Annotated in this window: 11 protein-coding genes and 1 pseudogene; all 12 read right to left on the reverse strand. The window is 61.6% G+C overall.

Going from position 1 to position 10,340, the window contains the following annotated elements:
* A pseudogene (locus WA989_RS14610) lies at window positions 1-480 on the reverse strand (histone deacetylase family protein); the annotation flags it as partial.
* 36 nt (window positions 481-516) lie between these two features.
* A complete protein-coding gene (locus tag WA989_RS14615; protein WP_424341215.1) occupies window positions 517-927 on the reverse strand; it encodes a Fur family transcriptional regulator in 411 nt (136 codons plus the stop codon).
* A 7-nt stretch (window positions 928-934) separates the two neighbouring features.
* Window positions 935-1,420, reverse strand: a complete 486-nt coding sequence (locus WA989_RS14620; protein WP_424341216.1) for a GNAT family N-acetyltransferase — start codon at window positions 1,418-1,420, stop codon at window positions 935-937.
* A complete protein-coding gene (gene tsaB, locus WA989_RS14625; RefSeq protein WP_424341217.1) occupies window positions 1,421-2,068 on the reverse strand; it encodes a tRNA (adenosine(37)-N6)-threonylcarbamoyltransferase complex dimerization subunit type 1 TsaB in 648 nt (215 codons plus the stop codon).
* 11 nt (window positions 2,069-2,079) lie between these two features.
* On the reverse strand, window positions 2,080-2,682 hold the full coding sequence (locus WA989_RS14630; RefSeq protein ID WP_424341218.1) for a malonic semialdehyde reductase: 603 nt from the start codon (window positions 2,680-2,682) through the stop codon (window positions 2,080-2,082).
* A gap of 25 nt (window positions 2,683-2,707) precedes the next feature.
* The gene (locus WA989_RS14635) at window positions 2,708-3,295 is read right to left on the reverse strand and encodes a NifU family protein (RefSeq protein WP_424341219.1); all 588 of its coding nucleotides are present in this window, start codon (window positions 3,293-3,295) and stop codon (window positions 2,708-2,710) included.
* Between the two features lie 69 nt (window positions 3,296-3,364).
* Window positions 3,365-4,438 carry a hypothetical protein gene (locus WA989_RS14640; RefSeq protein ID WP_424341220.1) on the reverse strand — a complete coding sequence of 358 codons (1,074 nt, stop codon included), beginning with the start codon at window positions 4,436-4,438 and terminating at the stop codon, window positions 3,365-3,367.
* A 146-nt stretch (window positions 4,439-4,584) separates the two neighbouring features.
* A complete protein-coding gene (locus WA989_RS14645; protein WP_424341221.1) occupies window positions 4,585-5,808 on the reverse strand; it encodes a peptidoglycan DD-metalloendopeptidase family protein in 1,224 nt (407 codons plus the stop codon).
* A complete protein-coding gene (locus WA989_RS14650) occupies window positions 5,808-6,494 on the reverse strand; it encodes a hypothetical protein (RefSeq protein ID WP_424341222.1) in 687 nt (228 codons plus the stop codon). The genes WA989_RS14645 and WA989_RS14650 overlap by 1 nt, the downstream gene beginning before the upstream one ends.
* 7 nt (window positions 6,495-6,501) lie before the next feature.
* Window positions 6,502-7,062, reverse strand: a complete 561-nt coding sequence (locus WA989_RS14655) for a hypothetical protein (protein ID WP_424341223.1) — start codon at window positions 7,060-7,062, stop codon at window positions 6,502-6,504.
* Between the two features lie 21 nt (window positions 7,063-7,083).
* Window positions 7,084-9,312: a S8 family serine peptidase gene (locus WA989_RS14660; protein WP_424341224.1), complete on the reverse strand. Its 2,229-nt coding sequence runs from the start codon at window positions 9,310-9,312 to the stop codon at window positions 7,084-7,086.
* Between the two features lie 101 nt (window positions 9,313-9,413).
* Window positions 9,414-10,340 (reverse strand): alpha/beta hydrolase (locus tag WA989_RS14665; protein ID WP_424341225.1); only part of this gene is annotated, 927 nt, incomplete at its 5' end.

Consider the following 10,340-nt stretch of genomic DNA (forward strand, 5'->3'; position numbering starts at 1 on the left):
AGACGCGCCTGCATGGTGGCCGGGCGGGCGACAGAGCGCGAAAGCGTATCGGTTGCCGCCGCCGACGATACGATCAAGCGCACTCAGCGCCGTTTGCGCGCTCCAATAGGCACTGACCCAGGTTTCAGGCGTGATCGGCGTGCCCACGTCATAACTGAATCGTCCGAGGCGTGCGTCTACGCGCTCATGATCGTAGTGCAGGGGAGCATTGACCGGAAAGACATAGGGCATGGCATCGCCAGGCCGGCCGCTCGCCTGCCACTGCGCTGATACCGTTTTCAGGAAGTCGATATAGGCGTCGGAATGGACGGCACGCAGTGGACCTTCGCCAAAATCGGCGGGGGCATGCGGCGGCGCTGGCAAAGCATGCAGGATGGCTTCCAGCCGCTTAGGTTTCTCTGCATAGGGCACGAATTCGCCGTTCTGCAGTTCCCTTTGCGGAGCGTGAGCCTTCTGGCGAGGGTGGAAAAAAGTATCCACTTCTGACCCTTTTTGGCGCGCCGCGACCGGAGGCGCCTAGTCCTTCTTGAGCGGCACGCCATAAAGCTCGAGCCGATGATCGACCAGCTTGTAGCCGAGGCGTTCGGCGATCTCGACCTGCAGCTTCTCGATCTCTTCGGAATGAAACTCGACCACATCGCCCGTTTTTACATCGATGAGGTGGTCATGATGCTCTTCCGGTACTTCCTCAAAGCGGGCCCGTCCGTCGCGGAATTCATGCCGCTCGATGATGCCGCTCTCCTCGAACAGCTTCACTGTCCGATAGACCGTCGCCAGCGAAATCGAATTATCGAGCTCATTGGCGCGGCGGTGCAGCTCTTCAGCGTCCGGGTGGTCTTCCGAGACAGAAAGAACGCGCGCGATGACGCGGCGCTGCTCGGTCATGCGCAGGCCTTTTTCGGCGCAGAGTTTTTCTAAACGGTCCATGAGCGCTTCATGCCCCCGATTCCCCGATCTGTCCAGCAACTGTGCGGGACATGAGGATCGCATCAGTCTGCGAGCCTCCCTCCCGCTGATAATAGTTCTTGCGCCGCCCATCGGCAAGAAAGCCTGCCGATCGGTAAAAGGCGACGGCACCGTCATTGTCCGCCGCGACGTCGAGCAACAACCGGTCGATCCCGTATTGGCCAAGAAGTTCGGCTGCCTGCCGGAGGAGCTGCGCGGCAAGGCCCATGCGCCGGTGCGCGCGGCTGACGGCGAGGGTCAGTATTTCCGCATCCGGCGGCGTGCGTTGAATGAGGATCAGCCCGGCGAGCTTTCCTTGTCGCTCAGCCGCAAGGCCGAGTGTCGTGCGCAGCTCCAGCATGTCCCGGAACGCAAAGGCGGACCAATGTTCTCCATTCGAAAAACTGGCTTCATGCAGAAGCGCCGCCGCTGCGGCGTCTTCCTTGCCGAGCAGGCGGATGTCGAACCCGGTCATCTAAAGACGTTTTCCGCCGGGCAGGGCCGCGTCCGGACTGCGCACATAGACCGGGCTTGAAGAGGCTGTCTCCGCATCGTGCGTCTCGCCAATCTGGGCGGCCCGTTGGGCAGAGGGGTGCGCTGGATGGATATCGAGCGACGTGGCTGTCTCGGCGAGTGCGGCCAGCCCGTCCCCATAGACAAAGTGAGGATGCGCGGCGAGTTCGCGGGCCACGGAGGAGAGGCCGATCTCCTCCGGCTGATCGAGCGCCTCACCCGTCCGGAAGCGCTGGGCCCAGTAGGTGATGTCAGGCGGACGCCGCTTGGCCGGAAGCAGCACGATCGCAGAGCCCTGCTGGCCTGCGGGCAAGGCGGCTTCGAGGCTCGTGATACCGATGCAGGGAATCTTCAGGGCGAGCGCAAGGCCGCGGGCAAAAGCGATGCCGACCCTGACGCCTGTAAAGCTCCCGGGCCCGGTAACAACGGAAAGCCTGCTCAGATCACCAAATGTGACGCCGGCCTCTGCCAGGCAGTCCGATATAAGTCCGGGAAGGCGTGCATCCTGGCCCTTTGTCATGGCCTGATAGACAGACGCGACGCAGGCGCCATCGCGGACCAGCGCTACATCGCAGGCCGGGCCGGATGTATTGATGCCAAGCGTCAGCATGGGTGTGTGTCTTACAGGATCTCGCAGGCTTCGTCGAAGTCGAGACGCGGGCTGCGCGGGAAGAGCGTGCTCTCATCGCCATGGCCGATGGCGACAAGAAAGTTCGAGCGCCAGTGTTTGGTTTCTTCGCGGTTGGAGAAAAACTCCATGTCGACGCCATCCTGGCTGAAGCCGGACATCGGGCCGCAATCAAGGCCGAGCGCACGGGCCGCGATGATCAGATAGGCACCTTGAAGCGTGCCGTTTCTGTCGGCGGTGTCCTTGCGCTTGTCCTTGTCCTCGAACCAGTCCTTCGCGCCCGGATTGTGCGGGAACAGCTTAGGGATTTTCTCGTGAAACATCATGTCGGTCGCGACGATACAGATCCAGGGGGCATTCATCGTCTTCTCGCGATTGCCTTCCGACAGGTGCGGGGCGAGGCGTTTCTTGGCCTCTTCTGAGGTGATAAAGACAAAGCGCGCCGGGCAGCAATTGGCGCTCGTCGGGCCCATTTTAGTGAGGTCATAGACCGCGCGGATCAGGGTTTCCGGCACCGACTTGTCGAGCCAGCCATTATAAGTGCGCGCATTCCGCCAGATTGTATCCAGCGCATAGTCGTTCACGGGGTCCGACATCGGGTCTCTCCTTGATTGTCTGTTTTTAGATTGCAGCTTCGACGGCATTCACTTCCGGCACATAGGCTTTCAGCATGTTCTCGATGCCCTGTTTCAGGGTCATGGTCGAGGACGGGCAGCCTGCACAGGCCCCGCGCATGGAGAGGTGAACGATGCCTGTATCGGAATCATATTTCTGGAAGGTGATATCGCCGCCATCCTGCGCAACGGCAGGACGCACGCGCGTTTCGATCAGTTCGAGGATTTCGCCGACGATTTCTGCGGTTTCGCCTTCATAATCTTCAATCGTCGTGGCGCCGTCGTCGCCCGCTGCAGGCATGGTGCCGTCATTGATGACAGGCAGGCCGGCCACGTAATGGTCCATGATCGCCGCGAGTACCATCGGCCGGACATGTTTCCAGTCGGCCTTTTCTTCCTTGGAGACGGATAGAAAGTCCCCGCCGAGGAAGACGCGTGTTACGCCGGACACCTGAAACACGGTCTGCGCCAGCGGGCTGGTCCCTGCTTCACTTTCGTTTGCGAAGTCGAACGGGCCAGCTGCGCCTGCTACGGTCTCGCCGGGCAGGAATTTCAGCGTATCCGGATTTGGCGTCGGTTCGGTCTGGATGAACATTGTGGGCAGCCTTTTTGCTCTAGCTGCTCAGATGGACAGTTTTCAGACAGCTTTCAAGCGGCTGGCCGATCAGGAGTCAGTCTGCTCGGCCTCGGCGGCTTGTGCTTCGGCGGCGACCGCTGCGGCGGCTTCGGCAGCCTGGCGCTCTTCAATCAGGGCTGCACCAAGATCTTTCGTCGCTTGGCTGGCCTGGCCGAGATAGAAAGCCATCATGGCGATATGGTCTGCCATCAGGCGTGCATCGCCGGCCTGGCTCGAGACGAAAACAGGGTTCAGCTCGGCTGCGCGGCGCCAGCTGGCTTCGAGCCGGTCCATACGCGTCTGGACAGCGTCGCTGACGGCAATTTCCGGTTCGGCGAGGATCGAGGCAGCGATCAGCTGGCTTGCAACGTGGGCGCGGGCACGGGCTTCGAAGAAGATGCGGATGTCTTCCTTGGAGGCCGGCCAGCCTTCCCGCATGCCGATGCGTTCTTCAAGTCGTGCATGCGAGGCATCGGCCCAGCCTGCAAACAAAGCCAGTTCGTCAACCAGCGCGTCAGTACCAGCAGGCGCTGAGGCGAGGTCGCGTTCCAGGCGGCCTTCATAACGGGCCAGCGCTTCGGCTGCTGCGGCAAGGCGAGGGGTTTGAGCCAGGTCGGCTTCTGGCGCGAGCAGGCGGGCGGCTGCTGACAGATCGGGATCGGCCGTGCCGTCGGCATTTACGGATTTGCCTGCCGTCATGCGCGAAAATTCGCTGAGCGAAGCGGACACGGTCCGCTGCCATTCGGGAAGGCCCGTCAGGCGCGCTTGCGGGTGCCAGCCTGGCCGGTCACTGGCCCAGCCCGGGCCTTCGATTTCGCGCGCGATCAGGCTGACCATGACGCCGGTTTCAGGCGAAGCCCAGGGCGTTTCGGCCGACAGGATGACCGGGTCATCTGTAATGTGGTGGGACACAACAATGAGTGCCGGGTAAAAACCGATCAGGAACAGGACGAGCAGGATCTGAAAGGTGCGAATGATCCGGCGCCACAACAGGCCGGCCGACATCATCAGCGGAGAGGGTTCAGCTTCTTCCAGGTATTGGGCGGGAAGATCGGTCCCAATCAGAGTGACAGCAGGGCTTTCCCGGCGCGGCGAAACGGGAAGCTTCTCCACATTGCTCATCGCATGTCCTTATACCAGTAACGCCCCGTCCGTCGCCACTGTTGGACGAGCGCAAGAGCTTATCAAGTCGTTAACGCATTAAACTTGCGAAATTCCGCAGGACGACTTGCAAGTTGCGCACCAGACGGGCGTTTCTGCCTTCAGGGCTACTCGATGATGACAAAGCCTTCGGGTATGGGAGGGGGCGTCGAGGCCACGCCGATGGTCGCCTCAATCTTCTCGCCGATCCCGCTTTCGCGGTCCTCATAGGAGGAGACAAGCGAAGTGTAGGGCGGCACATGCACCCACCCGCCTTCAGCCGTATTCTGGAGCAGTTCGAAATGCAGGTGGAAGGTCGTCGGCGTGCCGCCAAAATCGTTCGACACATAGCCGAGGGTCTGCCCCTTCGTGACAGTGTCGCCGGACGAGACCTGAAGCGCGCGCATATTCATGTGCATGTATTTGTAAACGCGCGGCCCTGCACGTAGCGACACAGTGTAGGTACCGATCGACTGGATGATGCCGTCTTCGGCGGCGACGACCTCATACAGGGCGCGCTCGGCGGCATTCGTTCTGCGAAGCTGGTTGCAGCCTTCTGCCGTGCCGACGCGAATATCCTGGCCCTGATGGATACGGCTTACCGGGCAATATGGCGAATTCCGGTTCGATGAACGGGTTTCGCAGAAATTGTCCCGCCAGGGGTATTGATAATTGCGCGGGTCGCATTGATCCCCGCCCTTGATGCCGCCGCCAAACATCCAGACCTGCGATTGCAGATAGGCGGGGGCAGACTTGATTGGAAAGCGCATGTCCGGGGCGAAGACAGCCTCTGTCTCGATTGTGCCGGTGCCCGAGCCCTGCAGGAGCTGGCCGGGCTCGACATAGGAGAAGACCACGACAGGTTCGGGTTCGGGGTCTGGTGTGTCTGTAACAGGCGTCGAGTCACTCGGGTCAGCCGGGTCGAGGTCGGCCGGGTCGGGCTCTTCGGGATCGGCCGCGTCGGTCTCGGTCGGATCAACCGCGTCGGGGCCTTCCGGATCTGCCGCGTCAGTCTCTGTCGGGTCAGGGGTCTCCGTGTCTACCGGCTCGGTCGGGTCCGGGACCGTGTCGGGATCATCTGTGTCCACCGGGTCGAGCGGATCCGGATCGGTGCTGGGGTCCGTCTCTGGATCTGGATCGGGCGTGTCCAACGGGTCCGACACCGGGCCCTCATCGGTCTCTCCGGTATCGTAAGGATCATCGACAGGTTCGGCAGGCGGGGCAGGTCCCGGCGCGCCTGGCGGGATTTCGGGGTTGTACTCGTCGTCGCGCCCATCGCCTGGGTATCGGATATTGTCACACGCCGGCACCATGAGAATGGCGGCGATGAGAAGTCCCCTGAGAAGTGTCATTATTGAGTCCCCGAGATCACGATTTCTTCTGCGACGGCCTTGGCCTCGTCTTCGGTGATACAGTCTCCGCCCTCTTCGCCTGAGCCGAGGCATTCGAATTCGATCATATAATCAGCGCCATAGCGCGAAAATGAGACGATCGCGCCTGTCGTCGTCTCCGAATAGGTCATGTCTTCGGTCTCGACATTCTCCACATTCGGAATGTCCGTGACGAGATTGGTGCCATTGACGATCAGATTGTAGTCCTGGCCCGGAAACACGGCGAAATAGCCATCAGGCACGGGCCTGAACTGGGGCTGAGGACCATCTGTCGTGCCGGCCGGGCGCACCGGCATTGTCGGCAGGAGGACCGGAACAGGCGGCGCAGTAGAGCCGCTCTGTATGTTGAAGGCGCCATCGTCCTCGCTTGCCGGCGAGGAGGCAAGGTCTGTGCGCGCCGCTTCCCAGTCGATCTCGGCCGTCCGGCTCGCGGCGGCAGGACGGACTGGCTGATCTGGTTCTGACTCGGCGCCGGTTACGGCCTCTGGCCGATTGGTATCCGCGGTTTCTACAGGATCGGGATCCGCCGGCCCGGCAGTTTCCATGCCGGCCTGATCGTCTGTATCCGCACGCCCGATGTCGACATCGCACCCGGCAAGCGCGGCTACCGCACCGAACACGGCAATTCCTGCAATCTGCTTTAACATGTTTTTCTCAGCCTTCCTTGCTGGCCTCTGCCGAATAATCTGGCTCAACATAGGCAATATTGTCCATCGCCTCGATCTCCGCGATCGCCTGATCGCGGCTGCGTGGTCCGGAATTGGTCAGGACGAGCTCGCCGGCATAACTTGCCCGCTCAAGCCGCAGGCCTCTCAGCGCTGACTTGCCCGCAGCCCAGCGCGCGAATCTGGCCCGCGCGGCGTCTGGATCCTTTCGGAAACTCCGGCCGATTTCATCGAGAACCGGTTCATCGTCGAAGCGTACGATCAGCGTATACTGAGGCACGGAGTTGTCGGCGGTCGCGACCCGTACACGGTCATCGTCACTGGCGGCGTCAGGTCTCTGAACGTCAATGCGAGCCTCTGGCGTGCCGGCTGTTGTCTCAGCCGGTTCGCTGCGTTCGGTGCCTGCCGGTGCATAGGACAGCGAGGCATCATCGCCGCCGGACAGCCAGGCCACGCCGCAGGCCGTGCAGACTGAAACAGCAACCACGGCAAGTCCGATCTGACCGCCATAATAACGTCTGCTCTCCATACTGTGTTTGTGTTCAGCCACCGCCCGGTTTCTTCCTTCGATTCAATCGCCGAGATTTACGTCCGACAGATTCAACAAGCCGGCTCCACAGGGAAGACGGCAAATATCAGAGCCTTCACTCACCGGCTCTGCGCCAGGGTACTGATCGCACGGGCCCGAACATTGTTCCTCTTCACGTGGTGAAAGTGCCGCCAAAACGATATCCGACAGCGATGTCCCGGTAAGGTCGGGGCGCTTGCTCTTTACCAGTGCAAGCGCAGCCGAAACGTGGGGTGCGGCCATGCTCGTGCCCTGCTCATAGGCGTAGAAGCAGTTGTCGAGCCTCTCATTGGTGACCGGGTCGGTGCACTGACTGGCCCGCTTGGTCGACAGGATGCCGTCAGGGCGACCATCGCCATTGTCATCGCGTTGAAGATCGCCGCCCGGCGCAAGGACGTCGACCTCGGCCCCATAATTGGAATAGGGCGCAATCCGGCCTCGCGCATCACCGGCGGCGACCGAAATCACATTGTTGCAGCCGCCTGGCGAATAGTACTGGGTCGACACAGAATCATTACCGGCCGCCGCAACAACGACCACGCCGCGCTCTGTGACGGCATCAATCGCGTCCTGCATCGAGGCCGGGCAGAAGCGGAACAGGCCGATCGACAGGTTGATGATATCGGCCGGATTGTCATTCCAGACCTCGTTTCCAAGCTCGTCATATTCAGGGATGAGCCCGCCTGCCCAGCGGATCGCATCATTGATATCCGATAGCCGACCGCCGCATTTGCCGAGGGCGCGCACGGGCACGACCTTCACGTTCCACGCCCCGCCCGCAACGCCGTTGGCATTGTTGGACACGGCCGCACCAATCGTGCCGGCCACGTGGGTGCCGTGGAAGGTATCTTCGAAGACGAACTCCTCGGGACATTGATCGCCTGGATCGTTCGGGTTGGCGTCGCGGCTGTCGCCATCATTGGCCATGGCGAGATCGGTGACCATGTCCCAGCCGGGGGCGACATTGGGCGAACCTGAAATGTCAGGATGGTCCATTTCCAGACCGGTATCGACGACGGCAACGACCACTTCCGGCGAGCCTTGTGTCGCCTGTGTCGTCCAGAAATCGACAAAGCCCGCCCCGCCGGCCACCTCGTTCTGGCCGGTGCCCGGATTGAGGAAATTCCACTGGAGCGACCAGAGCGGGTCATTCGGCGTAATCGCTGTTGCCGTGACCGGGCCCTGATTTTTCGGGCGGCGGGCAAACTGGTTCTGATAGAGCCAGTCCTTCTCGACATATTCGAACTCGCCGCTCTCTTTCAGGTCGCGGATCACGCACACCGTCGCGAGGACGGCATCTTGCGAGATTTCCGCGTCGCTCATCCCTTCCGGGCAGACAGTCTCTTCCGTCTCTTCGGCGATCCAGGGCGTATCGTCGTCGTCCTCGCCGCCATAGCGGGTCGGCTTCATGGCGCGTGAGCCGACCTCGATGACCATCTGGCCGGAGCGTGAGCGCTGAATGTTTGCGGCGAGCCCATATTTCTGAGCCGTTTCGATCATTCTGGATTCGGCGCCGACCTGGGCCTCCATGGCCGTTTGGCGCATGACAAGACGGCGTTCAGCCGATTTCTGGGTAAGGGGCCTCTCCTCGACAATCGCTTCCATCTCCAGGCTGCGCGGAGCATCGGCGCTGGGCGCTGGCGCGCTGGGATAGGCCTGAATGCTGCGCGATTCGCGGATAGGCGCGCGTGGCAGGCCCTTGAATGCCTGCTCGGAGGACTTTGGGTCGATCGTGATGGTCGGGCGCTTGCGAACCGCCCGTTCAAGCCGGCCGGGGGCTTCGATGCTCAGCGAACGGCTCTCGCTTTCCAGCGCTGCCATTTCCTGATCGGTTGGCACGACAATGACGGCCTCTGATGCGTCGCTCGACACATAGGAATCATAGTCATCCATAGTGGGCCCGCTGAAAGCCTCTGCCACGGATGTCGGCGGTGCGCTGTTGCGCGGCTTGGCAACGATGGAGCCGACAACGAACTTGCTGGAGGCGGTAGCCACTCTGACGGGCGATGCTTCCTGCAGCTGCCCCTGGAAGGCGCGGGCTTCGACCGGGACATTCTCCATGGCCGTCTGCGATTCGTCGGTCTCTGCTTCGCCGCCGCCCAGTTGATTAAGGACGCCGTCACCAATCTCAGAAAGGCGATCGAGGCGTCCCTCGGTATTGTCACAGGCGGCCAGAGTTGAGCCAAGTCCCAGAGCCAGAAGGCCCGCTGCCAGTCGTTTGCGAATTGTCATCCCGGATGCAATCCCCTCGCTATCGCCGCCCCCATTATGAGCATGATAGCGGGTTGTTTACCAAATGACGAGGCTTTTCCGGACCGCATGGCGGAGGCGGCTCAAATCGCCCCAAGCGCATGGCCAACCGTTTCGCCAGCTTCGCGAATGGCTTCTCTTGCCGGCATGGAAACAGCCGTCAAATTCATGAAGCCATGCACCATGCCAGGATGCTCCCGGATGGTGACCGGCACGCCGTGTGCGGCAAGTTTTGACGCATAGGCGCGGCCTTCATCCTTGAGCGGATCCCATCCGCAAAGGACCAGATGGGCCGGGGGCAGGCCGCGAAAATCTGCGTCGGGTGAAAACAGCGGCGAGACTTTCGGATCCATCCTGTCGGTTTCCGAGTGGATGTAGGCGTCGCGGAAATAGTCGAACAGATTTGGCGACAGGAAGAAGCCTTCCTGGAAGGTGAGTTTCTTGGCGCGGATGTCGACGAACTGGACAAGCGGATAGAGAAGCAGCTGATAAGCCGGAAGAGGCCCGCCGCGCCGCGCCATTTCCTGGCAGAGATAGGCGGAGAGATTGCCGCCCGCGCTGTCACCTGCAACGCAGAGCCTGTCCGGGTCCATGTTCAGCACATCAGACCGCGCGCAGGCCCATTCCCATGCCGCGGCGGCGTCCTCATGGGCGGCCGGGAACGGATTTTCAGGCGCAAGGCGATAATCGACCGAAAGAACCCGGCAGCGTGAGCCGGCCGCGAGCCTGCGGCAGATCATGTCATGGCTGTCGAGATCGCCGAGCACGAAGCCGCCGCCGTGAAAGAAGATAATGCCGGGGCCTGGGCCTATGCCCGCGCCGAGCGGCGTGTAGAGCCTTGCCTTGAGTGTTCCCTCTGCGCCATCGACCGCCATGGTGGAAATATCCGCCAGTTCCGGCGCGTCGCGCTCGACGGACCGGCTGGCGCGATAAAAGCTGTTGCGCAGCCGGTCGGTCGACTGTTTCCAGTCGAGCCCGGAAAAGTCGGGAAGCTTGAAGCGGTCCATGAA

Origin of the sequence: Henriciella sp. (assembly GCF_049649345.1) — a bacterium.
Lineage (GTDB): Bacteria > Pseudomonadota > Alphaproteobacteria > Caulobacterales > Hyphomonadaceae > Henriciella.

Bases quoted from the DNA above. Each gene is read 5' to 3' on its own strand.
- WA989_RS14615 (WP_424341215.1), bottom strand. From the start codon at position 927: ATGGACCGTTTAGAAAAACTCTGCGCCGAAAAAGGCCTGCGCATGACC.
- WA989_RS14620 (WP_424341216.1), bottom strand. From the start codon at position 1,420: ATGACCGGGTTCGACATCCGCCTGCTCGGCAAGGAAGACGCCGCAGCG.
- tsaB (WP_424341217.1), bottom strand. From the start codon at position 2,068: ATGCTGACGCTTGGCATCAATACATCCGGCCCGGCCTGCGATGTAGCG.
- WA989_RS14630 (WP_424341218.1), bottom strand. From the start codon at position 2,682: ATGTCGGACCCCGTGAACGACTATGCGCTGGATACAATCTGGCGGAAT.
- WA989_RS14635 (WP_424341219.1), bottom strand. From the start codon at position 3,295: ATGTTCATCCAGACCGAACCGACGCCAAATCCGGATACGCTGAAATTC.
- WA989_RS14640 (WP_424341220.1), bottom strand. From the start codon at position 4,438: ATGAGCAATGTGGAGAAGCTTCCCGTTTCGCCGCGCCGGGAAAGCCCT.
- WA989_RS14645 (WP_424341221.1), bottom strand. From the start codon at position 5,808: ATGACACTTCTCAGGGGACTTCTCATCGCCGCCATTCTCATGGTGCCG.
- WA989_RS14650 (WP_424341222.1), bottom strand. From the start codon at position 6,494: ATGTTAAAGCAGATTGCAGGAATTGCCGTGTTCGGTGCGGTAGCCGCG.
- WA989_RS14660 (WP_424341224.1), bottom strand. From the start codon at position 9,312: ATGACAATTCGCAAACGACTGGCAGCGGGCCTTCTGGCTCTGGGACTT.